The organism is Cupriavidus sp. GW823-FHT06D04 (genome assembly GCF_058795055.1).
Map to the genome: position 1 here is coordinate 1 of NZ_JBXAHL010000022.1, position 23,875 is coordinate 23,875.

The following is a 23,875-nucleotide window of genomic DNA, read 5'->3' on the forward strand; positions in this document are numbered from 1 at the left end:
ATGATGTCGCCGGGTTCCAGCGCCATGCCCTTGCTGATGTCCGCGATCAGCGCCGGCACCTTGAACAGCATGTGGCGGGTGTTGGAGCTCTGCTTGGTCACGCCGTTGACGGTCAGCGACAGGTCCAGCGTGTGCGGGTCGGGGATCTCGTCGGCGGTGACGAGGACCGGGCCGAACGGGGCATAGGTGTCCTGGCCCTTGGAGTAGATCCACTGGCCGGCGCGGCGGCAGTCGCGTGCCGAGATGTCGATCATCACGCTGTAGCCGAACACGTAGTTGAGCGCGTCGGCTTCCTTCACGCCCTTGCCGCGCGTGCCGATGATGACGGCCAGCTCGACTTCCCAGTCCATCTGCTGCGTGATTTCCTTGTTGTGCTCGATGGCATCGCCCGGGCCGATCACGGTGGTGGGCGGCTTGGAGAAGATCACCGGCTCCTTGGGCAGCTCTTTCGAGGTGTCCAGGCTGCGGCTGGATTCAGCGACGTGCTCGACGTAGTTCAGGCCGATGCCCCAGATGTTCTTGCGCGGACGCGGGATCGGCGCCAGCAGCTTGACGTTGGAAGCCGGCACGGCCACGCCGAACGGGAGCTTGCCGCGATATTCGCTCAGCAGCGCGCTGGTCGAGCGGACTGCCTCGGGGCCCAGGTCGATGAACTCGAGCATGGTGGAGGGAATGTCCACGCCGACGGCGGCGCCGAAGCGGGCGAGGTCAACGACATTGCCGTCGACGATGGCGCCCAGGCGGGCGGCGGCAGCGACTTCAGCGCGATAGGTTACGAGACGCATGGTTTGATAACTCCGGAAAAGGCCGCAATCGGTGCGGCTGCATAACTTGGAAAACAGGTACTGCTGAGGTTTAAAGGACGACCTGATGCCCGCCGTTCTCCGCCAGCGCCTGCTCGCGATAAAGCCCGAGCGAATGCATCACCGGCAGGTCGTTGAAGCAGAACAGCACGGCGTCATCGCTGGCCGACGCATTCGCGTGCTCATGGAAGGCCCACGACGGCACGCAGAAGATGTCGCGCTCGGTCCAGTCGAAGCGCTGGCCGTTGATGACCGAGTAGCCACTGCCCTTGGCTACCTGGTAGATGAAGCTGCCGGTGTGGCGGTGCGCCTTGGTGGCTTCGCCCGGACGCAGCAGCTGCATGCTGGCGCCGATGGTCGGCATCACCGGGCCGCCGGTGACCGGATTGACGTAGTGCATCAGCACGCCGTCGAACGGGCTGCCGCCGGTGACCTTGCTGTGGCGCACCAGTGCTTCGTAGGTCGGCGCCCATTCGTACTTGTAGAGCGGCGAATACGGCTGGGTCCAGTTGCCTTCGTGCGGGCGCAGGCCCTTGCCGCCCCAGATCGCCGGCATGTCGTCGACCGGGTGAGTCACAGCTTGCTGCAGGTCAGGGTGCACAGCGTAGAAGCCGGCCTCCATGGCATTGACCAGCGGAATGTCCAGGCCGTCCTGCCAGATGCAGGTGGTGCCTTCGGCCGCCACGCCATGCTCATGCCAGGTGCCGTTGGGCGTGAGCACGAAGTCGTTGGCGTTCAGCGTCATCTTGTGGCCGTCGACGATGGTGTAGGCGCCGCTGCCTTCCATGATGAAGCGCAGCGCCGACGACGAGTGAGCGTGCGCTGAGGCGGCCTCGCCGGGATGCATCACCTGCAGGCCCGAATAGAGCCAGCCCACCGCCGCCGAAACGTCCTGGCGGCCCGGGTTGTTCAGGTAGATCACGCGGCGGCCGGCCTTCTCCGGTGTTACCAGGTCGACCGAGCGCAGCACGTGATTACGCAGGTCGCGGTAGCGCCACAGCACCGGCACCGATTCTGACTTCGGCTGCCACGGCTCGATCTTGTTGGCCACGGTCCAGAGCGCGCCGGTCTTGAGCGCATCGAGCTCCTTGTAGTAGGCGACCAGCTCGGGCGTGTCTTCCACGTCGGCGCGGCCGGCTACGTTCTCGCGGTAGGTGTCATACGAGGTATTCGACATCGTCTTCCTCTTTGGTCTGGTTTCTCCCTCTCCCGTGGACGAGAGAGGGGTGAGCCATCGTCAGGCCGCCGCGCGCTTGATGCTGCGCTCCAGCTGATCCTTGGCGAACAGGTACTGCTTGGGCCATTCCACGCGGCGGTAGCCCAGTTGCGCGCTCTCGCGCAGCAGCCAGGCCGGATCGGCCAGGTGCGGGCGCGACAGCGCGCACAGGTCGGCGCGGCCCGAGGCGATGATCCCGTTGACGTGGTCGGCTTCGGTGATCGCGCCCACGGCGATGGTCGGCACGCCTGCCTCGTTGCGCACGCGGTCGGCGAACGGGGTCTGGAACATGCGGCCGTAGACCGGCTTCTGCGCCGGCGTGACTTCGCCGGAAGAGCAGTCGATCATGTCGGCGCCGGCCTCCTTGAATAGGCGCGCCATGGCCACCGCGTCGTCGGCGCTGTTGCCGCCTTCGACCCAGTCGGTGGCGGAAATGCGCACCGACACCGGCTTGTCCTGCGGCCAGGCCGCGCGCACCGCGCGCAGCACTTCCAGCGGGAAGGCCATGCGGTTTTCCAGCGAGCCGCCGTATTCGTCGCTGCGCTGGTTGGTCACAGGCGAGAGGAAGTTCGACAGCAGGTAGCCGTGGCCGGCCTGCAGCTCCAGCCAGTCAAAGCCCGCGCCGGCGGCACGCCGGGTGGCGGAAACGAAGTCATCGCGCAGGCGGTCCATGTCTGCGCGGGTCATGGCGCGCGGCGTCTGCGAAACGCCCGGCAGGTACGGCAGCGCGGAGGCAGAGATCAGCGGCCAGTTGCCCTCGGCCAGCGGGTGGTCCATCTGCTCCCAGCCCAGCTGCGTCGAGCCACGGCGGCCGGCGTGGCCGATCTGCACGCCGATGCGCGCGCTGGTGTGCTCATGCACGAAGCCGACGATGCTGGCGAATGCCGCCGCCTGCTGGTCATTCCACAGGCCCGGGCAACCCTCAGTGATGCGGCCGTCCGGCGACACCGCCGTCATTTCCACCATCACCAGGCCGGCACCGCCCAGTGCGCGGCTGCCCAGGTGCACCATGTGGAAATTGCCCGGCACGCCGTCCTGGCAGGAATACATGGCGGTGGGCGACACCACCACGCGGTTCTTCAGTTCCACGCCGCGCACGGTGTACGGCGTCAGCATCGGCGGCACGGCGGTGGCATCCGTGCCGGCGCGTCCGGCCAGCCATGACTCGTAGCCTTCCAGCCAGGCCTTGTCACGCACGCGCAGGTTCTCGTGCGAAATGCGCTGCGAGCGGGTCAGCAGCGAGTACGCGAACTGCTCGGGCTCCAGGTCTTCATAGCGCCTGACGTTCTCGAACCATTCGGTCGAGTTGCGCGCGGCGTTCTGGATCTTGAGCACTTCCACCGAGCGCACGGCTTCGTAGTGCTTCAGTGCATCTTCCAGCGGGCCGTCGGTGTTGCGGAGGGTGCGCGCCAGCTCGATGGCATCTTCCAGCGCCAGCTTGGTGCCGGAGCCGATCGAGAAGTGCGCGGTGTGGGCGGCGTCGCCCATCAACACCACGGGCACCTTCTTCTCCAGGCCGCTGGCGTCGGTCAGGCTGTTCCAGTGCACCCACTTCTCGCAGATCACGCGCGGGAACTGGATCCAGATCGCGGAGCCGCGCAGGTGGCCGGCGTTGCTGATCAGCGGGTTGCCGTCCAGGTACGGGGCGAACAGCTTTTCGCAGTAGGCGATGCCCTCTTCCTGGCTCATCTGGTCGATGCCGGCGGCCTTCCAGGTTTCTTCCGGGGTCTCGACGATGAAGGTCGACGTGCCGTCCTCGAAACGGTAGGCATGTGCCTGGAACCAGCCATGCTCGGTCGGCACGAAGATGAAGTTGAAGGCGTCGAACACCTTCTTCGTGCCCAGCCAGACAAAGCGGCAGTTGCGCGTGTCGATATCGGGGCGGAAGGTGTCGGCATAGCGCTTGCGCACCACGCTGTTGAGGCCGTCGGAAGCCAGCATCAGGTCGGCGTTGTACTTGCGCGCGATGGCCTGGTCGTCCTCGACGTAGTTCTCGAATACCAGTTCCACACCGACTTCCTCGCAGCGCGCCTGCAAGATGTTCAGCAGCTTCTTGCGGCCGATGCCGATGAAGCCGTGGCCGCCGCTGCGCACCGCGCGGCCCTTGAAGTGGACTTCGACATCGTCCCAGCGGTTGAACGCATCGCCGATGGTCTCGGCCGAGACCGGGTCGGCCTCGCGCAGGTTGTCCATAGTGGCGTCGGAGAACACCACGCCCCAGCCGAAGGTGTCATAGGGACGGTTGCGCTCGACCACCACGACTTTATTGGCGGGATCCTGGAGTTTCATCAACAGGCCGAAATACAGGCCGGCGGGGCCACCGCCGATACATACTATGTTCATGGCTGCTTCCAATCAAGTTACTACCGGAGTCTTTGGCACCCGCGCTGCGGGTACGTCGGCATTCAGACGGTGATTTCGGGAAAAGACCGGTCTGCGGGGACAGGGCCGTGTTCGATGGCGGCTCGCAGGTCATCGGGTACCGGAATGGCCAGGTGCGTGTCCAGCGAAGTCATCACGATGGTCTGCGTGGCCGCCATGCGCAGCTCGCCGTCTGCGCCGGTGCAGCGCCAGGCCAGCGTGATCGACTTGCCCCCCAGGCGCACCACTTCCAGCTCCAGCCAGACCTGGTCGCCAAAGCGGCTGATCGCCTTGAAGTCCACCTCCAGGTGCACGGTCGGCATGCCCAGCCGGCGCGCGCCGATCACGCCGTGGTAGCCGTCCGGCAGCAGGGTGTCGACCCAGCGTTCGATGAGATCGTTGAACAGCACGAAGTACTGCGGGTAGAAGACGATGCCGGCCGGGTCGCATTCCGAGAAATGGATCTTGTGCTGGCGCCGGAAGGTATGCGTAGTGCTCATGGTCTGCGGTTCCTGGGTTTGCGAGTGATCACGCCAGCGCGTGGCGAGCGAGGGCTTCCTTCAGCTTCTTGCCGTGCTCGTCGGCCAGCGCGGCTTCGCGCAACTCGCGCAGCGTGGCCGGGGCCAGACGGGCACCGGCGCGCACCACGGCGTTCATCAGGGTCTGGTAGTTGGTCAGGCCGCGCACATGGGTGTCGCTGTAACCCTTCACCAGCCGCTGGCACTGCACCACTTCCAGCGCCAGCGCAGGGTTGAGGCGCGCGGCGGCCAGCACCTGGGCCAGCCAGCCTTCGATACGCTCGGTTTCCAGCGCATAGCGCAGCGTGCTGCGACGGATGCCGCGCAGGCGCGAGACCGCCCACAGCATCAGGTAGCCCCGCAGCGAACTGGTCGTGACCACGCGGCCCGAGGTGGTGAAGCGGCGCACCAGTCGGTGCACGAAATGCGGCTGCATCAGCCAGCGGCCGAGCCCGGCCGGCAGCGTCTCGCAGATTTCTTCCAGGCGCGGGTGCATGAACTCGTTGATCGCCAGCAACTGCTTGTCGCCGGCGCGCACCTCGCCCCGCACGCGCGCGAAGCGCGAGTCGCGGGTCTTGAGGTCGGCCACGCGAATGGTGTCTTCGTACGACATCCACAGCGCCAGGTGGCGCGCGGTTTCGCGCAGCAGCGCGATGTCGTCGTTGCCGACGGCCTGGCGCACTGCAGCCAGCCGATCCAGGTACAGGCCGGCGTAGGCCACGTCCTGGTAGTCGATCATGCGGCGCACGCCTTCGACCACGACGGGCCAGTTCTCGGCCGGTTGTTCAGTGCGCGCGCGCTGCAGCAACTGGGCAACCCCGGGATCCTGCGGCTTGAGTTCGCCCAGCGGCTTTGCGGCTTCCGCGGGGGGCGTCTCAGCGGCCTCGGCTGTGGCGAACGCCGCGCCAAAAGCGCGCAGGCTGGGCTTCACGCCCACGCCGCCGCGCTCGATGGTGGCTTCGAACTGCGCGCGGCTGAACGGCAGCACGCCGGTGCCCGCCAGCGCGCCGAACAGCACGGCGCTGATGACGCTGCCGCTGGCTTCGGCGGCCTGCGCCATGTCGAAGCGTACAAAGCGTTTGGCGGCCTTGCCGGCATGGGCGATCAGCTCATTGCTGTCGACGCGGCCATCGCCCATCGCGGATTTCTCTGCGATGGAGTACACGCGGTGGGTGGAAGACACCAGCGTTGTGCGATCCGGCGTCACCAGCCCGCGCTGCACGGCGCGGCCGGCTTCCATCAGCTCGGAGGCGAGTACCACATCGACATCGCCAGGGGTGGGCATCAGCGCCAGCACCGGCTGGCGGCCGGCCTGCTCGGCCAGGTCGCGCGGGAACAGTTCGACGTAGTAGATGGTGGCGCCGGTGCGCTGCGCCACGCCGGGCACCGACGTGGTTTGCGCGATATAGCCGTTGTGCTCGCCCAGATCCACGATCCAGTCGGCCAGCACGCCGCCGCCTTCGCCGCCCATGGCGAGGATGGCGACCTTGATTGGCTTGGCACTGAGGTTGTTGGGTGCGTTCACGATTGAACCTCTCCAGGCTTGGTGTTCAGAATGCAAGGCGGGTGCGGCGCGCGGCATCGCGGCGCTGCAGGAAGCCGATCACGCCGTCGCGCAGGCGCTGGCGCAGCTTGTCGATGCGGGTCGGGTTGGTGACGATCTGCGCACGGTAAAAGGACGGGCACAGCACCGCCGCGTGCGAGACCTCGCCGCACAGGCCACAGCCCACGCAGCTGTCCAGCACGGAGGCGACCGGATCGGTGCGCAGCGGGTCCGGGTTGGGCTTGATCGTCAGCGAAGGGCAGCCGGACAGGCGGATGCACGAGTGATCGCCGGTGCAGGTGTCCGAATCCACGCCAAAGCGCTCGCGCACCACGCGCTGGCCGTCGGCGATCGCCTTGCGCGTCTTCGGCTTCTCGCGGCGCTGCTTGTTCAGCATGCATTCGCTCTGCGCGATCAGCACCTTGGGGCCCTTGGCGCCGGTGGTCAGCGCTTCCTTGAGGGTGGCCTTCATCGCCTTCAGGTCATAGGTGCGGCGGATGGTGCGCACCCACTTGACGCCCACGCCCTTGACCGCGTCCTCGATGGCGTGGCCGGTGCTGCGGGTGTCGTTCAGCGCGGTCGAGGACAGAATGTCCTGCCCGCCGGTGGCCGAGGTGTAGCTGTTGTCGACCACGATGGTCAGGTTGTCGCTCTTGTTGAAGACTGCGTTGGCGATGCCGCTGGTCAGGCCGTTGTGCCAGAAGCCGCCATCGCCCATCACGGAGATGGCGCGCTTGCCGCCGGGCGCGTTCAGCGCCGCGGCGCTGGCGCTGCCCAGGCCGTAGCCCATGGTGGTGTTGCCCAGGTTGAACGGCGGCAGGATCGAGAACAGGTGGCAGCCGATGTCGGCGCTCACGTGGTGCTCGCCGATCTCGCGCTCGACCAGCTTCATCGCGGTGAAGATCGGGCGCTCCGGGCAGCCGGTGCAGAAGCCGGGCGGGCGCGCATGCACGCTCTCGTCGACCCGCTTCTGCGGTTCCAGCACTTCGGCAGCCACGGCATCGACGGTGGCGGCCGGCGCCTGCACCAGCGGGATCACTTTGCGTGCAGGCTTGGGTTCCGGCAGCGGCTCGATCTTGCCGTACTGCTCGAGGAAAGCGCGCAGGCCCTTGTGCACGGTCGCGGTGTTGTACTCGCCGGCCAGCGGCAGCAGGTCCTTGCCATGCAGTGTGGCAGTGGCGCCGGCCATGCGCAGGATGTTGGCGGCGTTCTGCTCGATAAAGTTGGGCTGGCCTTCTTCCAGCACCAGCACCGCGCGCTTGCCCGCGCAGAAGCGTTCCCACTCCGAATCGATCAGCGGGTAGGCCACGTTCATCACGTACAGCGGGATCTTCGACTCGCCGAACACATCGGCCAGGCCGAGCTGCTCCAGTGCGCGGATCAGCGTGTTGTAGCCGCCGCCCTGCACGGCGATGCCGATGTCGTCCATCTCGCCCTGGAAGAATTCATTGAGCTGGCGTTCCTCGATGAACTTCACGGCGGCGGGCCAGCGCTGCTTGATCTTCTCGTGCTCGTGCACAAAGCTCGCCGGGGGCAGCACGATGCGGCTGAGGTCGCGCGTAGGGTTCTCGAGCGCGTCCTGGATGGAGAACTTCGAGCGGCGGTTGTCGGAGGCCACGAACTGGCCATGTACGTGGCATGAGCGCACACGCAGCTGCAGCATCACCGGAGTATTGGACGCCTCGGACAAGTCAAAACCGTCCTTCACCGCCTGCACGATGCACGGCAGGTTGGGGCGCGGATCGAGCAGCCACATCTGCGACTTCATCGCAAACGCGTGGCTGCGCTCCTGCATGATCGAGGAGCCTTCGCCGTAGTCTTCGCCGACGATGATCAGCGCGCCGCCGGTGACCCCGCCCGAAGCCAGGTTGGCCAGCGCGTCCGATGCCACGTTGGTGCCCACGGTGGCCTTGAACGTGACCGCGCCGCGCAGCGGGTAGTTGACCGAGGCCGCCAGCGATGCAGCCGCGGTGGCTTCGCTCGCGCTGTTCTCGAAGCGGATGCCATGCTCGGCAAGGATGTCCTGCGCATCGGCCAGCACGTCCATCAGGTGCGAGATCGGCGAGCCCTGGTAGCCGGCGACGTAGGCGACGCCGGACTCCAGCAGCGCCTTCGTGACCGCGAGGATGCCCTCGCCGCTGAATACGTCGCCGGAACCCAGGCGCAATTTCTTGACTTCTTCGGCAAACGAACGCTCAGCCATGGCTTTTCTTCCTGACGCTCACGTTGGGGTGAGACGAATATAGTTTAAGCAGAAATATTTCCATAATCATATATATGCACGGAGCTCGAGGTCACGGGGACGGCTTCCGTGGAAGCCGAAGTCCCTCCTCAGGCCATCTATGCGTTGCTTTGCTGGCCGGCGCGGGCCACGATGACTGGTTGCCGTGCCGATGGCAGCAGCGCCACAGCCAGCGCAGCGGCAAGGCCGGCAATTGAGAACGTGATGAAGTTCCAGCCGAAACTCAGGCCTGAGCCGGCCACGTAGCCGCCGACGAGCGGGCCGCTCATGGCGCCGAAGCGCGCGAAGCTCAGGGCCCATCCTGTTGCCGCGGCCCGTGCGTGTGCCGGGTAGTAGCCGGCCAGATAGCCCGTAAGGATCAGGGATGCCGAGACGCTGCCCACGCCTGCCAGTGCGACCAGCAGGTAGTTGACGGCAACGGAGTTGCGGAACATCAGCGCGCCGATGGCGAGAGCGCCGATCAGGTAGAAAACCGCGACGGTGCCACGTGCGCCTATCCTGTCGGCCGCGCTGCCCAGGAAGAGGCCGCCTACCGCGGAAGCAAGGCTGAAGATAACCAGGAAGGAAAGGCTGGAGCCGAGGTCGTAGCCATTCTTGCGCATGATGGTCGGCAGCCACGTATTGAGGCCGTAGACCAGCAGCAAGCCGAAGAACAGTGCGATCCAGAAGCACGCCGTCGCACGTAGCTGCTTGCGGGCGAACATGCTCGACATCACGTCGCGCCAGGTGGCGCGGGCGGCGCTGTTGGCGGGCCGGGCTTGTGACGGCAGCCGGCCATTGCCAGTGCGATCGGCCAATGCCTGCGCTTCATCGATTCGCCCTTGCCCCACCAGGTACTCCAGCGACTCGGGCAGCAGCCACGCCATCAGCGGTATCAACACCATGGGCACGGCACCCAGGCCAATCACGCCACGCCAGCCAAGACTGGGCAACAGCCACATCGCAATGAGCGCGGCGCAAAGGATGCCCACGGAATACCCCGAGTACATGAGCCCATAGTTGAAGCTGCGGCGGTGCGGCGGGGAGTACTCGATGGTCAGGGCGGCGGCGACGGGAATGACGCCACCGAGGCCGAGCCCGCCGATGAATCGCAGGATGCCGAAGGTGGCGGGCGTCGGCGCACAGGACGCCCCCAGCATGGTCAGCGAGAACAGGGAAACGCAGAGCAGCAGCATGCGGCGGCGGCCGATCATCTCGCTCAGCGTGCCGATCAGGAAGGCGCCAAAGAACATGCCGACCAGGGCATAGCTGCTGAGGGCACCGAGTTCCAGCGGCGTCAGGTTCCAGTTGCGGTCGTCGGCAAGTGTGGGCAGTACCGCTCCCATGACGCCGACGTCATAGCCTTCAAAGAGAATCGCAAGGAAGCATACGAAAAGTACGGTATAGGTCGCGCGAGAAGCGGGGCGCCAGGGCTGAGCGGTGCCAGCTGGGGTCATTGTCTGTCTCCTGATGGGTGGCGGATGGTGAACCGGAGAAGCCGCCAGGGAACCTGTTTCGCGCGATCGTCGCCACGCGCTCGTTGCCGTTCCACATAGTTTAGGCATAAACATATGATTGTGGAAATATTTTTTTTGGGCGACCAAGAAAATCTGATCGGCGCCTCGAAGGGAGGCGCCGGGCTCCTGCTAGAACTTGTGGCGCAGGCCCAGCCCGAAGGTGTTGCCCGGATTCAGGTCGGTCACCTTGTCATAGCGCCAGGCGGCATAAAGATCAGTGCGCTTGGAGAACGGGTAGTCGTAGGCCAGCGTGGTGGTATCGCGGCGGGCCGAGCCCAGCGTCTCGTTGCCGCCCTGCCAGGTACGCACCCACGTTGCCATCAGCGAGCCCGGTCCCAGCGGCGCGCTCGCGCCCACCTGCATGGTGCGGTTGCGCTGGCGGCTCAGCGCGCTGAAGCTGTTGTCCGACTGCGCGTACTGGCCGAACAGCTTGACCACCTTGAAGTCATAGGACAGGCCGGCCAGGTAGGCCATCTGGTAGCTGGCGCCGCTGGCCGCGAATTCCGGCGCATTGACCCCCGCCCGCTGCACCGCCAGCGTGGCGCCAAAGTTGCCGTTGAAGTAGGTGGCATTGCCGCCGTAGTTCTGCTTGCCCTGGTGGCCGGCGCTCTCGCCGGTCGAGTAGATCGCATTGAAGCGCAGCCCGCCGAAACCGGGGCTCTGGTACAGCACTGAGTTGTCCCAGGCGGTGTCACCTGCGACCGAGTTGCCGACCGGCGAGCCAGGCGGCGTGGTGTAGGCATGCAGGAACATCGGCGAGAACACGGCCGAATCCGCCACCGGGTTGAACAGCAACATCGACACGAACCACGGCGTGGTGTTGCGGCCGAGCTTGATCGCGCCGAAACTTCCGTTCAGGCCAACATAGGCATTGCGCCCGAACATGACGTCGCCGTCGAAGCGGCCGACCTTGCCATTGTCCGTGCGGAAAAAGCTCTCCAGCGTGAACTCGGCGTTCAGGCCGTTGCCGAGCGCTTCCTGCCCGCCAATGCCCCAGTACGAGGTGGTCAGGCCGGAACTGTCGACGACCGCAGTGCTGTGCGCATCGCCACTGGCGCGCACGGAGCCGGCAAAGGCGTCGATGGTGCCGTAAAGCTGCACGGCGCTCTGGGCATGTGCGGCGCCGGAGGCGAGGCTGCCGGCGGCCGCCGCGGCGGCCAGGATCCTGCGTTGGTGCTTCATTTGTCTTCTCTTCCTCTCTCTTCTTTTGTGGACGTCCGCGGCCTGTCAGGTGGCCGTGATCGCCAGTACCCGCAACGGACTGCCCGACCCGTTCTGGATCTTCAGCGGTGCCGCCACGATCAACGCGCCGGTAGGCGGCAACTGGTCCAGGTTCTTCAGGCATTGCAGGCCGTACTTGTTCGCGCCGTGCGTCAGCGTGTGGCACGGGTATGGCAGCGGCCACGCGTACGACTGGCCGGCATCGGTGTTGATGGTTTCGACGCCGAAGCCGTGGACGTTGCGCTCATGGATCAGCCATTCGACCGCAGCCTGTTCCGGGCCGGGAGTATGGGCACCGTCCTCGCGCAGGCCGAGGAACTCGGCGGGGTCGGTCTTCTTGCTCCAGTCGGTGCGCAGCAGCACCCAGGCACCGGCGGGAATGCGGCCGTGTTCGGCTTCCCAGCGCTGCAGGTGCGACACCGTCAGCACCCAGTCGGGGTTCTGCGCCACTTCAGCGCTGGCATCGACCACTACCGCGGGGGCAATGAAGTTGGCCGGGTCGATGGTGTCCACGGTGTTGTTGGCGTGGTCCTTGCCCGAGATCCAGTGCACCGGCGCGTCGAAATGCGTGCCGGTATGCTCGCCGCAGGAGAAGTTGTTCCAGTACCAGCCCGGTCCCTTGTCGTCATACTGGCTGATGCGCTCCATCTTGAACGCCCACACCTGCCCGAATTCGGGGGGCAGCACCAGCGCGGGGAAGTCCGGCGACAGGGTCTGAGTCAGGTCGATAATCTTTGCCTTGCCGCTGGAAAGGTCCGCGGCAAGCTGTTGCACGGTGTTGCTCATGGTGTCTCCTTGTTGTGTGCGCCGTGTCAGGCCGACGCGTGTGCCAGCCGCGTGTACCGCCCCTGCCAGTAGAGCAGCGGCGCCGGGGCCTGCTCGGCCACGTGTACCGCCCGCACCCGCCCGATGATCAGGATGTGCCCGTGGCGCTCCAGCAGTTCCTCCGCCTCGCAATCCATGGCCACCACGGCATCGGCCAGCACCGGGGCGCCGTCGCGGGTGAGCTGGGTCCAGGCGTCGCCGCCGTAGCGCGCGGCGCCGGCCTCGCCGCCAAAGCCGGTGAAGCGCTGCGCGATCGCCTGCTGCTCCACGCGCAGCAGGTTCACGCCGAAGCGCCGCGTGCTCTGCAGCAGCCCGGCCGACGAGCTGGTCGCCTTCATCGACGCCACCACCATCGGCGGCTCGGCCGAGAACGACGACACGGAGGTCGCGGTGAAGCCGCTGCGCTCTTCGCCTTCGGCCACCGTCACCACGGTCACCGCGCCGGCGAAGCCACGCATCGCCTGCTTGAACTGCTGCTGCAGCGCAGCCAGCGGGTCGTGCTTACTGGCCGCCATTTTTCGACCCTCCGGGCTGGCGCAGGCCGCGTGCCTCCAGGATCGGCAGTACCGTGTCGCGGAAGTACGGGAACTCCTTCACGTAGTCGACGAACGACAGCGTGGTGCCCTTGAAGCCGGCTTCGGCCAGCGCGCAGATGCCGTCGGCCACCTGCTCGGGCGTGCCCACCAGCGGGAAGCCGCCGTGGCCGGCCGCCATGCGGTCGCGGATCAGTGCCAGCAGGTCGTGCGGGAACGACTGCGCGTTGGCAAACTGCAGCGCCACCAGGTTGTCCACCGCGGCCCAGTCGGCGTTGTCCTGCGCAAAGTGGCGCAGATAGTCGCGCGCTTCCTGCTCGGTCGGGCGGCACACCACGTGCGAGAAGGTCAGCACTTGCACTGGCTTGTCTGCCGCACGGGCCTTGGCTTTCAGCTCGGCCACTTCCACTTTGGAACGCGCGAGGTCGATCGCCGGCGTGAACAGGAAGTTGGCGTTCTGGATGGCGAAGTCGCGGCCTTCGCCGGAACCCGCGGCGTTCAGGATCGGCGGGCGCTCGCCGTGCCACGGCTTGGGCAGGCCGTAGATGCCCTTCAGGTGGAAATTCTCGCCGTCATAGTTGAAGGCGCCGTCGCGCTCCCAGATCTGCTTGATGACGTCGAACCACTCCTGCGCATAGCTGTAGCGCTTGTCGTGGCCGGCGGCCAGCGGCAGGCCCAGGGCTTCGTACTCGGGGCGGTTCCAGCCCGCCACGATGTTCAGGCCCGCGCGGCCCTGGCCGATCTGGTCCAGCGTCGCGATCTGCTTGGCCACCACCGCCGGGTGGTTGGCCGCGGTGTGGATGGTCGCGAATACCGTCAGGTTCTTGGTCTGCGCCAGCAACCCGGCAGCCCACGTGATCGTTTCCAGCACCGAGCCGTGGAAGTCGGTCTCGCCGCCGTAGCCGATCCAGCGCGCGATCGGCAGCATGAAGTCGATACCGGCGTCGTCCAGCATCCGGGCCAGCTTCGCGTTGTTTTCCCACGAGTTGTCCCAGCGCTCGCCGATCTTGGTTACCGACATGCCACCCGAGCAATTGGTCGCAAACGTGCCCAGTACAAAGTCCTTCGTGTTCAGAATTTTTCTCATGCGTATCTCCCGGCCAAGTAGAATCCCTGAAGCAGGCGCCGCACACGGATAATGCGGCGCCCGTACTGCCCTGATAAACCCACGCACGCAACGTGCGTCGAGCTGACAATGCCCAAGACCTCGAGTAACTCCACGCCATCCGCGAAAATCGACCGCACTGCCGAGCAACATCGCTGGCACCTGGCGACGGATGATTTCAGCGTCGAGATCACCGACCTCGAATACGCCGTCATGCGGGTTTATCAGTCGTTCCTGCGGTGGCAGTCCGAATGCCTGGCTGCCGTGACCGGTATTACGCTGAGCGGGCAGGAAAATACCCTGCTGCACATCATCCGGATGCACGAACGGCCCAAGACCATCAAGGACCTGCTGCACATGACCAATCGCCAGGATGTGCCCAACATGCAATATGAGTTGCGCAAGCTGCTCAAGGCCGAACTGGTCGACAAATACGGCAGCGCACGCACGGGCATTTACTACTTCGCCACTGACGAAGGCATAAGGGTGTGCGACGAATTCGCCCGCTTGCGGCGCGAGACATTGCTCGAGACCGCGCAAGGCGAATTCGGCCCTAAATCCGGCGCCCTAAAGGCGGCCGGACAGCTGGAACAACTGGAAAAGGTCTACGAGATCGCGACGCGCGAAATCGCAACCTATCACCGCCGTCGCTAGAAAGAGTGGTTTTGGAAACTCATCGGGGGCGCTGTCTCCTGGTGGCGCGTGACGTATCGCGCGCATCGAATAAATAATCAAATAAAAGATTTATTTGATTCAAATGTAGCGCACTGCCGCGGGCTTCGCCAAGGCTTTTTGCCCTAGGGAAAACACCAAGTGGGATGGCCCTGGCGGCTCGCCGTCATGGGAGCTGTCTGGCCCGACGATTAGCCGAAGGTAGGAACTACCTGTTGAGGAAAGCTGCTGGAAGGGGTCTTGTCGCAATAATTTCGCGACCGGCGGGGGGCTGGACCTGGCGGCGCTCGTTGCCCGATAGGGTGGGGGTGTGCGGGAGTGGCGGCATGCCCGCTGGCGTGCCGCCTGGGTGCTTTTGCGCTCAGTCCACCTGCGCGCCCGATGCCTTCACGATGCGGGCCCACTTGTCCATGTCGGACGCCAGCATCTTGCTGAACTGCTGCGGCGTGCCCGTCATGACTTCGGCGCCCTGTGCCGCTAGCTTGTCGCGCAGGGTCTTGTCCGCCAGGATCTCCTGCATGGCCTGGCCAAGCTTTTGCGTCACGTCCTTCGGCGTGCCCTTGACCGCGAACAGGCCGACCCAGAGGTCGCCGCTATAGCCGGGCACGGTTTCGCTGATCGCGGGAATGTCCGGCGCGAACGGCGAGCGCTTGGCGGAGCTGACGCCGAGCGCGCGCACCTTGCCCGCCTTGATATGGGCCAGCACTGACGGCAGGCTGGCGAAGGCCAGCGGCACCTGGTTGCCCAGCACATCGTTCAGCGCTGGCGCGACGCCCTTGTAGGGCACGTGTTCGAGCTTGATGCCGGCCATGCTGTTGAGCATCTCGCCCAGCAGGTGGTTCAGCGTGCCATTGCCGGCGGAGGCATAGCGGTAGTAGTCCGGGCTAGCCTTGGCCATCGCGATCAGTTCGGGCAGCGACTTGGCGGGGAAGGCGGGATTGGCCACCAGCACGTTCGGCACGCTCGCCACCGGGGCGATCGGCTCGAAATCCTTGACCGGGTCGAACGGGATGCTGCGGTACAGTGACGGGTTGATGGCCTGCGTGCTGCTGATGGTCATCAGCAGCGTGTAGCCGTCCGGGGCGGTGCGGGCCGCTGCCTGGGTGCCGATATTGCCGCCGGCGCCCGGGCGGTTTTCCACCACCACCTGCTGGCCGAGCCGTTGCGACAGGGTCGCGGCGACCAGGCGCGCGACGATATCGTTGGTGCCGCCCGGCGCCTGCGGCACGATCATCTGGATGGGCTTGGACGGATAGGGATCGGCGGCGAGGGCCCTGGCGCTGAACAGCGGCAGGCAGGCGGCCAGGGCAGCGGCGGCTGCCAGGGCGCGGCGGGTGCGTTGCATGGTGTCTCCTGGAGTTGCGGGGCCGTGAATGCCGGCCCAGGCTGGTGGCAACTCTAGCCGACTGCTGCGCCGGCGTGAAATTCAATCGCCGACTACGGGCATAAGTTTTATTGATCGGCTGCAGGCGGCGGAATGAGCGGCGGCTTGAGCGACCCGCCCGCCGCAATGCGTTCGGCCACCAGTTCGCGCAGCACCTCCGCCACGGCCTCGGCCGCGCTGGTGCGCGGCAGCGCGCGTGGCCAGCACAGCGACAGCGTGCGGCGCAGTTCCGGCACGATCAGGTGCCGCGGCACTTCGCTGTCCGCGTCGGACAGCGACGACGCGGGAAGGATGGTGCAGGCCAGGCCCTCGCGCGCGGTCGCTAGCAGGAAGGGCAGCGAATCCAGGTCGGCCACCACGTTCAGCGGCACGCCGGCCTGCGCGAAGGCAAGCTCGACCACTTCGCGCAGGCCCTGCGAGCCGCTTGGCAGCACGAGTGGCAGCTCGCCCAATGCCTTGATCGCGACCGTAGCGCCTTCCGCACCGGCCTGCGCCCGAGGCTTCGCTTGCGCCTTTGTGCGCCCGCGCGTCACGGGAAGCGTTCCGACCAGGTATAGCGATTCGCTCGCCAGCCGCTCCAGTTCCACCGCGCGCGACGGCACATCGCGGAACAGGATGGCGAAGTCCAGCCGGTTGTGGTCCAGCAGCTCCGAGATATAACCGCTCATGCTCTCGAACAGCTGCAGCCGGATTTGCGGATAGCGGGCGCGCACGGCGCGGATCAGCGGCATGCCGAATGCCGCTGCCGCCGTGGTGGGCAGGCCGATGGCAACCATGCCGGTGACATCCGTGCCCGCCACCCGGGCCTCGGCGCCTGCGATCTCCACCTGCCGCAGGATATTGCGGGCGTGGCGATAGAGCGTGCGGCCGGCTTCCGTGGGCCTGACGCCCATGGCGCCGCGGTGGACCAGCGGCACGCCCAGCTCTTTTTCCAGCGCCGCCAGCTGCTGGCTGAGTGCGGGCTGCGCCACGCAGACCACTTCGGCTGCCCGCGTCAGGCTGCCCTGGTCGACGATGGCGATGAAATAGCGCATGGCGCGCAGGTCCAAGGCAGGCTCCGGGAGAATTCCAAAGTATTCATTTTACTTATGATCCCCTCGGCAATCGGTATTTCCCAGGTGCGGCGCGCTCCGGTAGATTGCCGTCAGGACATTGCGCAAAACCGGATACCACCATGCCCCATCCCCTCGAAGGCATCACCGTCGTTTCCCTGGAGCAGGCGATCGCGGCCCCGTTCTGTACCCGCCAGCTGGCGGACCTGGGCGCGCGCATCATCAAGATCGAGCGGCCTGGCAGCGGCGACTTTGCCCGCGCCTACGACACGCGCGTGCGCGGCTTGTCTTCGCACTTCGTCTGGACCAACCGCTCCAAGGAGAGCCTCACGCTCGACGTCAAGCACGCCGCGGCCGCCCCCGTGCTGGCCGGACTGCTCGAACGCGCGGACGTGCTGGTGCAGAACCTCGCGCCCGGCGCGGCCGCGCGCCTGGGCCTGGACTTCGACAGCCTGAGCGAAAAGTACCCGCGCCTGATCGTGTGCGATATCTCGGGCTATGGCAGCGACGGCCCGTACCGCGACAAGAAGGCCTACGACCTGCTGGTCCAGAGCGAGTCCGGCTTTGTCTCCGTGACCGGCACGCCGGAGGACGGCGTCAAGGCCGGTGCCTCGGTGGCCGATATTGCGGCCGGCATGTATGCCTATACCAATATCCTGGCCGCGCTGCTCGAACGCGGCAAGACCGGGCGCGGCAAGCGCATCGATATCTCGATGCTGGAATCGATGGTGGAGTGGATGGGCTTCCCGCTCTACTACGCCTTCGATGGCGCCGAGCCGCCGCCGCGCGCGGGTGCGGCACATGCCACCATCTATCCCTATGGCCCGTTTCCGACCGGCGATGGCAAGACCGTGATGCTGGGACTGCAGAACGAGCGCGAGTGGGTCGTGTTCTGCGAGGCAGTGCTGGGCGAACCCGATCTCGCCACGCATCCCGACTTTGCCAGCAACAGCCTGCGCAACCAGAACCGCGCGGCGCTGCGCGCGCGCATCGTCGACAGCTTCTCGGGCCTGACCGCCGCCGAAGCGGTCGACCGGCTGGAGGCCGCCAGGATCGCCAATGCGCGCGTCAACACCATCGCTGACGTATGGGATCACCCCCAGCTGGCGGCGCGCCAGCGCTGGCGCCAGGTCGACACGCCGGTGGGTCCCGTGCCGGCGTTGCTGCCGCCGGGCATGACCGAGGCACGCATGGACCCGATTCCGTCGCTCGGCGCAAACACCGATGCCATCCTCGCCGATCTGGGCCAGACCGCGGCGCAGATTGCCGCGTTGCGCTCAGCCAGCGCAGTCTGAAAGGAGCGCCATGCCGATCGCCAATCCGCGCAGCTACCTGTTTGTCCCGGCCTCGCGTCCGGAGCGCATCGCCAAGGCGATAGTCTCCGGCGCCGATGCCGTCATCGTCGACTTCGAGGATGCGGTCGCGCCCGCCGACAAGGGGCAGGCCCGCGACGGACTTGGCGCCCCATGGGCGGCGCTTTGCGCGCAGGCATCGGCAGCCGGCGTCGCCATGCTGGTGCGCATCAACGGGGCCGATACCGCGTACTACGAAGACGATCTCGCCTGGTGCCGCGCGCAGGGTGTCTCGGAAATCGTGCTGCCGAAGGCTGATCCGGCCGGCGTCCATGCGCTGGCTGCGGCATTGCCCGGTGTGCGCTGTTTCCCGCTGGTCGAGAACGCCGCCGGCTTTGCCGGCTTACGCGAGCTGGCCCGTGCCGGCGGCGTGGTCCGGCTGCTGTTCGGCAGCATCGATCTGATGTTCGATCTCGACGTGCAGGACGACGGCGAAGCGTTGCACCACTTTCGCAGCCGGCTGGTGCTTCATTCCCGCGCGGCGGGTTTGCCCGCGCCCGTGGATGGCGTTTGCACCGCAATCGGCGATGACGCCGCACTTGCCGCGGAAACGCGCCGCGCCCGGGCCTTCGGCTTTGGCGCCAAGCTGCTGATCCACCCGGGCCAGGTCCGCGGCGTGCACGACGGCCTGGTGCCGTCGGCCGATGAACGGCACTGGGCCGTGCGTGTCATGGCCGCGGCCGCCGCTGCCGATGGCGCCGCGGTGGCGGTGGACGGCAAGATGGTGGACCGTCCGGTGCTGGAGCGCGCGCGCCGGATCTTGTCCGGCGCTTAGTGTCCTGTATCCGCAGATACCTTGCCATGAAATCGCCCAGTTGGCCGCCATGCGTCGTTGCTCGTCGTTGCTCGTCGTTGCCATAGCTATGGCTATGGCGCCTCCTCGCGCCTAGCCTGACAGCCAACTGGACGATTTCATTTTGGCAAGCTATCTGCGGAACAGGACACTAGTCCGCCACCGTCAGTCCAGCCGCTTGCCCGCCGTCTCCGGCACCATCGCCAGCCCGACCAGCGAAATCAGGCCGCAGCCGATCACATACAGCGCCGGGGCGCTGGCGTTGCCGGTCAGTTCGATCAGCCAGGTGGCGATCAGCTGCGCGAAGCCGCCGAACACCAGCACGCCGATGCAATAGACTACCGACAATCCGCTGGCGCGGATGCGGCGCGGGAACAGCTCGGTGATCAGCACCACGGACGGCACCACGTTCAGCACCAGCGGCAGGGCCAGCATCGCGACCACGGCCAGCAGCGTGCCGAGCGACGGCCGTGCGTTGAGCAGCAGGAAGGCGGGGTAGACCAGCACCAGCATCGCCACGCGCGACCACAGGATGGCGGGCTTGCGGCCGATGCGGTCGGACAGCCTGCCGGCATACGCGGACAGCCCCACCTGCACCAGCGCGGCGACGCAGCCGGCGGCCATGCTGAGCCCGAGCGGGATCTTCAGCACCGTCACCGCGTAGCTGGTCATGTAGTGCAGCACGATATAGGTGGCGGAGGTGCCGCCGATGGTCACCAGCACGCCGGCCACCACCACGCGGCCGTGTCCGCGGAAGATTTCAGTCAGGCCTGCACGTTCATGGCCCGGCGCGCCGGCGGCCGGCGCTTCGGCGGTTTCTTCCAGGTGACGGCGGATATAGAGGCCGAGCGGGATCACCAGGATGCCGATGGCGAACGGCACGCGCCAGCCCCAGCTTTGCAGGGCGTCAGGCGAGAGCCCGTTGGTCAGCGACAGCCCGACCACCGCCCCCAGCAGCACGCTCACGCCCTGGCTGAACAGCTGCCAGCTGCCGTAGTAGCCGCGGGAATGGTCGTCGGCGTACTCCATCAGCAGCGCCGTGGAGGCCCCGACCTCGCCGCCCAGCGCAAAGCCCTGCAGCAGCCGCGCCAGCACGATCAGCAGCGGCGCGGCCAGCCCGGACTGCGCATAGGTGGGCGTGACCACGAACAGCAGCGAGCCCAGCCCCATCAGCCACAGCGTCAGCGCCATGGCCGGCTTGCGCCCCACGCGGTCCGCATAGAGCCCGATCAGCAGGCCACCGAGCGGGCGCGCGACAAAGCCCACGCCAAACGTGGCCAGCGACAGCATCAGCTGGCCGAAGCTGCCGGTCACGGGAAAGAACAGCTTGCCAATCAGTACCGCGAAGAAGCTGTAGACGGTGAAATCGTAGAACTCCAGGCCGTTGCCAATGGTGATGGCTGCGATCACGCCACGGCGCGGTGCGGCGCGGCTGGCCGGGGGCGCGGCATAAGCGCCGTCCAGCGGCTGCGCGGGCAGGGAAGTGGGCATTCGGTGTCTCCGTGGGTGGGGTGGCGCCGGCCTTGGGGCCGGTCATTGTCGACGGCGGAGCGTGGCTCAGCGCAGGTAGCGCTCGACCAGCTTGATCCAGTAGGTGGCCGCAAGCGGCAGGCAGGCGTCGTTGAAGTCGTAGCCGGGGTTGTGCACCATGCAGCCGCCCTCGCCATCGCCATTGCCGACGATCAGGTAGCAGCCCGGGCATTCCTGGAGCATGAAAGAGAAATCCTCGCTGCCGGTCAGCGGCACCATGTTGTCGATCAGGCCGTCCTCGCCCAGCCATTCACGCGCGACCTCGCGCGCCATCTCGGTCGTGGCGGGGTCGTTGACCAGCACCGGGTAGCGGCGGTCGTAGTGGACCTCGGCGCTGGCGCCGAAGCTTTCGGCCTGGGCATGCGCCAGCGCGGTGATGCGTGCCTGCAGCAGGTCGCGCACCTCGGCCTTCAGCGCGCGCACCGACAGGCGCAGCTCGGCGCTCTCGGGGATCACGTTGGGCGCCTTGCCGGCCTCGATCGCGCCGACGGTCACGATGGCCATGTCGAGCGGGTTCACATTGCGCGCCACCACCGACTGCAAGGCCATCACCATCGACGCGCAGGCCACCACCGGATCGACCGCCCGCTGCGGCACCGCGCCGTGGCCGCCGCGTCCGGTGACGCGGATCGTGACAGTATCAGACGAGGCCATGAACGGCCCGCCCAGGAAGCCGAACTTGCCGGTCGGGTGGCCGGGCATGTTGTGCAGCGCGAACACCGCATCGCAGGGGAACAGGCGGAACAGGCCGTCCCGGATCATCTCGCGCGCGCCGCCCATGCCTTCCTCGGCCGGCTGGAAGATGACGTGCAGCGTGCCGCGGAAAGGCTTGTGCTCGGCCAGGTAGCGGGCCGCGGCCAGCAGCGTGGCGGTGTGGCCGTCATGGCCGCACGCATGCATCTTGCCATCGATCTTGCTGGCATACGGCAGGCCCGTGGCTTCGCGGATCGGCAGCGCATCCATGTCGGCGCGCAGGCCGATGGCGCGGCCTTCGCCGTGACGCAGCGTGCCTACCACGCCGGTTCCGCCCAGGCCGCGATGCACGGCATAGCCCCAGGCCTGCAGGCACTCCGCCACCAGGTCGCTGGTGGCGAATTCCTCGAAGCCGAGCTCGGGATAGGCGTGGATGCGGTGACGCAGGTCCACCATCTCGGCTTCGATGGCGCGGATGCCGGGCAGGACGGGATCGGGGTGCATGGGGTCTCCGGAGGCTTTGTCGGGGGATTGCGTGGGCCGATCTTATGCAGGGCCCGCGCGTGCCGATAGCCGCAATACTGTTATCCTGACAACCATTGGTTGTCACCAGTTCGAACCGCCATGACGATGAAACTCCACCAGATCCAGGCGCTGGTCGCCGTTGCCGACGCCGGCAGTATCCGCGCCGCCGCCCGGTTGGTCGGGCTGTCGCAGGCGGCGGTCACCAAGGCGCTGCGCGAGCTGGAAAGCGAGGCGCGGCTGCCCTTGCTGTCGCGTACCGCCAGCGGCGTGGCGCTGACCGAGGCGGGGCAGCGCATGCTGGGCCACGCCCGGCTGGTGGTCGGGCAGCTCGCCCGCGCCAGTGAAGAACTGGCCACGCTGCGCGGCGAAGGGGTGGGGCGGCTGAGCATCAGCGTCACGCCCTGGGTCATGCTGACCTTCCTGCCGCGCGTGCTGCTGCGCTTTCGCGAACGCATGCCGGGCGTGCAGGTGGAGATCTTCGAAGGCCTGACCGCGGTGGCCTTGCCCCGCTTACGCGAAGGCACGCTGGACTTTGCCGTGGGGCCGTTCACGGCGGCGATGTCCACGCAGGAATTCGAGTGCGAGCCGCTGCTTGCCTACACCTCGTGTGTGATCGCGCGGCGCGGGCACCCGTGCGCGGATGCGCGGTCGCTGCACGGACTGCTGGAGCAGGACTGGGTCGTCAACTACACCGCGGCCAGCTACGAGTCCTTTATGCGCAACCTGTTCTGGCAGCATGAAGCCCGCATCGACCCGGCGCGGCTGCATTGCGCGCACTCCACCGCGCTGCTGCTGGAGTTGATCCGCAATGCCGGCATGATCAGCTATTGCCCGCGGCCGCTGTTGCTGACCGAGTCGATGCGCGGCTGGGTCCACGTCTTTGCGCTGGCCGAGCAGTTCGAGACCAGCCGGCTCGGCGTCATCACGCGCCACAACGCGGTGCGCAGCCCTGCGGCGCAGTGCTTCACCGACTGCCTGCTGCAGGAAATCCGGCGCCGCGCGCGCTCGGCGGCGCAGAAGGACAGTGAGTTGTTCGACGAGCTGGAAGTCCTGTACTGACCGCCCAGGGGCTCGCGACTGCCCCGGAAAAGAAAATCGGCCCCATGGGGGCCGATCAGTCAGAGTGCGACGGGATCAGGCAGCTTCTTTCAGTTCAGCCAGCGCACGCCGGCCCGCGACCAGTTGCTGCGCAACTTCGGCCACGCGGGCACCCAGGTGCTCGGCGGTGCGCAGGTCGGCCAGCGGCGGCACCACGTCGGCGCTTTCATCGGCGTTGGACTGCGCGGCGGCGCCCAGGAAGAAGCCGTGGCGGTTCAGCGAGTCCTCGGTCGACTTGGAGTTGTTGTGGCCCGGGGGCAGGCCCAGGTTGACCCAGTGCATGCCGTGCTGCGCCGCGAAGATCGCGATCTGCTGCAGCGTGGCCAGCTTGTCGCCGGAGCGCGAGGCCGCGTTGGTGAAGCCGGCCGCGACCTTGTTGGCCCACTTGCCGCCCTTGGCAAAGACATTGCGCGAGGTGGCGTCCATGAAACCCTTGAACTGTGCCGAGGCGCTGCCCATGTAGGTCGGCGCGCCGAAGATGATGGCGTCCACCTGCTCCAGCGTGTCCCAGTGCTGGTCGATGTCCTCGACCGGAATCAGCAGGCTTTCAGCGCCTGCGACATTGCCGGCCCCGCGCGCAACGGCCTGGGCCTGCTTGGCGGTGTGGCCGTAGCCGCTATGGTAGACGATGGCGATGCGGGTTTGTGCGGTGGTCATGATGGTGGATCCCTTGGTAGTTGCGGAAATCTGAATACCCTTATGCTGCATCGCGTGATGGACTGGTGCGGTTGCGGCGGGTGATGAAAGCAGTGTAGAGAGCCATGGAATTGGTTGCGTGAGCGTCCATGCAATCAGTTGTTGAATTTTTCTGAACATCTGGAATCCGGTTTCGGCATGGTCTCTTCCGCGGGTTTTCCCCGCAGCCGCGCGCGTGACAATAGTGCTGTCGGCACGATAAAGTTGCGACACATTC

Annotated in this window: 20 protein-coding genes; 4 read left to right on the plus strand and 16 right to left on the minus strand. The window is 66.6% G+C overall.

The genetic code is table 11. The annotated features are described in order from the left end of the window. From AC1Q7H_RS24070 to AC1Q7H_RS24120, 11 genes are all read right to left on the minus strand, one after another. The coding region (locus tag AC1Q7H_RS24070; RefSeq protein WP_492381821.1) for a fumarylacetoacetate hydrolase family protein at positions 1-785 on the minus strand (785 nt) is incomplete at its 3' end. Positions 786-855: 70 nt separating this feature from the next. Further along, positions 856-1,980 carry a cupin domain-containing protein gene (locus AC1Q7H_RS24075; RefSeq protein WP_153953325.1) on the minus strand — a complete coding sequence of 375 codons (1,125 nt, stop codon included), beginning with the start codon at positions 1,978-1,980 and terminating at the stop codon, positions 856-858. Between the two features lie 60 nt (positions 1,981-2,040). After that, positions 2,041-4,362, minus strand: coding sequence for a bifunctional salicylyl-CoA 5-hydroxylase/oxidoreductase (locus AC1Q7H_RS24080; RefSeq protein ID WP_211979384.1), 2,322 nt, complete (start codon positions 4,360-4,362; stop codon positions 2,041-2,043). A 62-nt stretch (positions 4,363-4,424) separates the two neighbouring features. Then, positions 4,425-4,880, minus strand: a complete 456-nt coding sequence (locus AC1Q7H_RS24085; protein ID WP_013953704.1) for an acyl-CoA thioesterase — start codon at positions 4,878-4,880, stop codon at positions 4,425-4,427. 28 nt (positions 4,881-4,908) lie between these two features. Then, positions 4,909-6,369: an indolepyruvate oxidoreductase subunit beta family protein gene (locus AC1Q7H_RS24090; protein WP_228772323.1), complete on the minus strand. Its 1,461-nt coding sequence runs from the start codon at positions 6,367-6,369 to the stop codon at positions 4,909-4,911. Between the two features lie 79 nt (positions 6,370-6,448). Continuing rightward, on the minus strand, positions 6,449-8,644 hold the full coding sequence (locus AC1Q7H_RS24095; protein WP_492381822.1) for a thiamine pyrophosphate-dependent enzyme: 2,196 nt from the start codon (positions 8,642-8,644) through the stop codon (positions 6,449-6,451). A gap of 137 nt (positions 8,645-8,781) precedes the next feature. Further along, the gene (locus AC1Q7H_RS24100) at positions 8,782-10,119 is read right to left on the minus strand and encodes an MFS transporter (protein ID WP_492381823.1); all 1,338 of its coding nucleotides are present in this window, start codon (positions 10,117-10,119) and stop codon (positions 8,782-8,784) included. Positions 10,120-10,308: 189 nt separating this feature from the next. Beyond that, positions 10,309-11,361 carry a porin gene (locus tag AC1Q7H_RS24105; RefSeq protein ID WP_153953329.1) on the minus strand — a complete coding sequence of 351 codons (1,053 nt, stop codon included), beginning with the start codon at positions 11,359-11,361 and terminating at the stop codon, positions 10,309-10,311. A 45-nt stretch (positions 11,362-11,406) separates the two neighbouring features. Beyond that, complete coding sequence (locus AC1Q7H_RS24110) at positions 11,407-12,186, minus strand: cyclase family protein (RefSeq protein WP_013953699.1); 780 nt, start codon at positions 12,184-12,186, stop codon at positions 11,407-11,409. 26 nt (positions 12,187-12,212) lie between these two features. Further along, the gene (locus AC1Q7H_RS24115; RefSeq protein WP_013953698.1) at positions 12,213-12,740 is read right to left on the minus strand and encodes a flavin reductase family protein; all 528 of its coding nucleotides are present in this window, start codon (positions 12,738-12,740) and stop codon (positions 12,213-12,215) included. Next, positions 12,727-13,845, minus strand: a complete 1,119-nt coding sequence (locus AC1Q7H_RS24120) for an LLM class flavin-dependent oxidoreductase (protein ID WP_153953330.1) — start codon at positions 13,843-13,845, stop codon at positions 12,727-12,729. The genes AC1Q7H_RS24115 and AC1Q7H_RS24120 overlap by 14 nt, the downstream gene beginning before the upstream one ends. A gap of 108 nt (positions 13,846-13,953) precedes the next feature. Here AC1Q7H_RS24120 and AC1Q7H_RS24125 point away from each other — a divergent pair, with 108 nt between their 5' ends. After that, positions 13,954-14,517 (plus strand): winged helix DNA-binding protein, encoded by a 564-nt coding sequence (locus tag AC1Q7H_RS24125; RefSeq protein WP_228772319.1) that lies wholly within the window; start codon positions 13,954-13,956, stop codon positions 14,515-14,517. 379 nt (positions 14,518-14,896) lie between these two features. On the opposite strand, the gene AC1Q7H_RS24130 is transcribed toward AC1Q7H_RS24125, so the two are convergent. Together AC1Q7H_RS24130 and AC1Q7H_RS24135 are read right to left on the minus strand one after the other, a co-directional pair. Then, positions 14,897-15,880 (minus strand): tripartite tricarboxylate transporter substrate binding protein, encoded by a 984-nt coding sequence (locus AC1Q7H_RS24130; protein ID WP_153953332.1) that lies wholly within the window; start codon positions 15,878-15,880, stop codon positions 14,897-14,899. A gap of 107 nt (positions 15,881-15,987) precedes the next feature. Beyond that, on the minus strand, positions 15,988-16,968 hold the full coding sequence (locus AC1Q7H_RS24135) for a LysR substrate-binding domain-containing protein (protein WP_153953333.1): 981 nt from the start codon (positions 16,966-16,968) through the stop codon (positions 15,988-15,990). Positions 16,969-17,093: 125 nt separating this feature from the next. Between AC1Q7H_RS24135 and AC1Q7H_RS24140 the strand changes: the two genes are divergently transcribed. Both AC1Q7H_RS24140 and AC1Q7H_RS24145 read left to right on the plus strand, forming a co-directional pair. After that, positions 17,094-18,266: a CaiB/BaiF CoA transferase family protein gene (locus AC1Q7H_RS24140; RefSeq protein ID WP_492381824.1), complete on the plus strand. Its 1,173-nt coding sequence runs from the start codon at positions 17,094-17,096 to the stop codon at positions 18,264-18,266. Positions 18,267-18,276: 10 nt separating this feature from the next. Continuing rightward, entirely contained in the window at positions 18,277-19,098 is an 822-nt protein-coding gene (locus AC1Q7H_RS24145; protein ID WP_492378686.1) for an HpcH/HpaI aldolase/citrate lyase family protein, read from the plus strand. Positions 19,099-19,281: 183 nt separating this feature from the next. Here AC1Q7H_RS24145 and AC1Q7H_RS24150 read toward each other — a convergent pair whose 3' ends face one another. Continuing rightward, positions 19,282-20,607, minus strand: a complete 1,326-nt coding sequence (locus AC1Q7H_RS24150; RefSeq protein ID WP_211982061.1) for an MFS transporter — start codon at positions 20,605-20,607, stop codon at positions 19,282-19,284. Positions 20,608-20,673: 66 nt separating this feature from the next. After that, complete coding sequence (locus AC1Q7H_RS24155) at positions 20,674-21,843, minus strand: M20 aminoacylase family protein (RefSeq protein ID WP_153953336.1); 1,170 nt, start codon at positions 21,841-21,843, stop codon at positions 20,674-20,676. Between the two features lie 120 nt (positions 21,844-21,963). On the opposite strand from AC1Q7H_RS24155, the gene AC1Q7H_RS24160 reads away from it, so the two are divergent. Next, a complete protein-coding gene (locus AC1Q7H_RS24160; RefSeq protein ID WP_013953689.1) occupies positions 21,964-22,923 on the plus strand; it encodes a LysR family transcriptional regulator in 960 nt (319 codons plus the stop codon). Between the two features lie 75 nt (positions 22,924-22,998). Here the strand turns inward: AC1Q7H_RS24160 and AC1Q7H_RS24165 are convergent, their stop codons facing one another. After that, positions 22,999-23,619 (minus strand): flavodoxin family protein, encoded by a 621-nt coding sequence (locus AC1Q7H_RS24165; protein WP_013953688.1) that lies wholly within the window; start codon positions 23,617-23,619, stop codon positions 22,999-23,001. Positions 23,620-23,875: the final 256 nt, after the last annotated feature.

Excerpts from the sequence above, each read along its gene's own strand:
- AC1Q7H_RS24160 (WP_013953689.1), top strand. The coding sequence starts at position 21,964 with ATGACGATGAAACTCCACCAGATCCAGGCGCTGGTCGCCGTTGCCGAC.
- AC1Q7H_RS24100 (WP_492381823.1), bottom strand. The coding sequence starts at position 10,119 with ATGACCCCAGCTGGCACCGCTCAGCCCTGGCGCCCCGCTTCTCGCGCG.
- AC1Q7H_RS24125 (WP_228772319.1), top strand. The coding sequence starts at position 13,954 with ATGCCCAAGACCTCGAGTAACTCCACGCCATCCGCGAAAATCGACCGC.
- AC1Q7H_RS24165 (WP_013953688.1), bottom strand. The coding sequence starts at position 23,619 with ATGACCACCGCACAAACCCGCATCGCCATCGTCTACCATAGCGGCTAC.
- AC1Q7H_RS24150 (WP_211982061.1), bottom strand. The coding sequence starts at position 20,607 with ATGCCCACTTCCCTGCCCGCGCAGCCGCTGGACGGCGCTTATGCCGCG.
- AC1Q7H_RS24090 (WP_228772323.1), bottom strand. The coding sequence starts at position 6,369 with ATGGGCGGCGAAGGCGGCGGCGTGCTGGCCGACTGGATCGTGGATCTG.
- AC1Q7H_RS24145 (WP_492378686.1), top strand. The coding sequence starts at position 18,277 with ATGCCGATCGCCAATCCGCGCAGCTACCTGTTTGTCCCGGCCTCGCGT.
- AC1Q7H_RS24140 (WP_492381824.1), top strand. The coding sequence starts at position 17,094 with ATGCCCCATCCCCTCGAAGGCATCACCGTCGTTTCCCTGGAGCAGGCG.
- AC1Q7H_RS24155 (WP_153953336.1), bottom strand. The coding sequence starts at position 21,843 with ATGCACCCCGATCCCGTCCTGCCCGGCATCCGCGCCATCGAAGCCGAG.
- AC1Q7H_RS24080 (WP_211979384.1), bottom strand. The coding sequence starts at position 4,362 with ATGAACATAGTATGTATCGGCGGTGGCCCCGCCGGCCTGTATTTCGGC.
- AC1Q7H_RS24095 (WP_492381822.1), bottom strand. The coding sequence starts at position 8,644 with ATGGCTGAGCGTTCGTTTGCCGAAGAAGTCAAGAAATTGCGCCTGGGT.
- AC1Q7H_RS24115 (WP_013953698.1), bottom strand. The coding sequence starts at position 12,740 with ATGGCGGCCAGTAAGCACGACCCGCTGGCTGCGCTGCAGCAGCAGTTC.
- AC1Q7H_RS24110 (WP_013953699.1), bottom strand. The coding sequence starts at position 12,186 with ATGAGCAACACCGTGCAACAGCTTGCCGCGGACCTTTCCAGCGGCAAG.
- AC1Q7H_RS24130 (WP_153953332.1), bottom strand. The coding sequence starts at position 15,880 with ATGCAACGCACCCGCCGCGCCCTGGCAGCCGCCGCTGCCCTGGCCGCC.
- AC1Q7H_RS24075 (WP_153953325.1), bottom strand. The coding sequence starts at position 1,980 with ATGTCGAATACCTCGTATGACACCTACCGCGAGAACGTAGCCGGCCGC.
- AC1Q7H_RS24085 (WP_013953704.1), bottom strand. The coding sequence starts at position 4,880 with ATGAGCACTACGCATACCTTCCGGCGCCAGCACAAGATCCATTTCTCG.
- AC1Q7H_RS24105 (WP_153953329.1), bottom strand. The coding sequence starts at position 11,361 with ATGAAGCACCAACGCAGGATCCTGGCCGCCGCGGCGGCCGCCGGCAGC.
- AC1Q7H_RS24120 (WP_153953330.1), bottom strand. The coding sequence starts at position 13,845 with ATGAGAAAAATTCTGAACACGAAGGACTTTGTACTGGGCACGTTTGCG.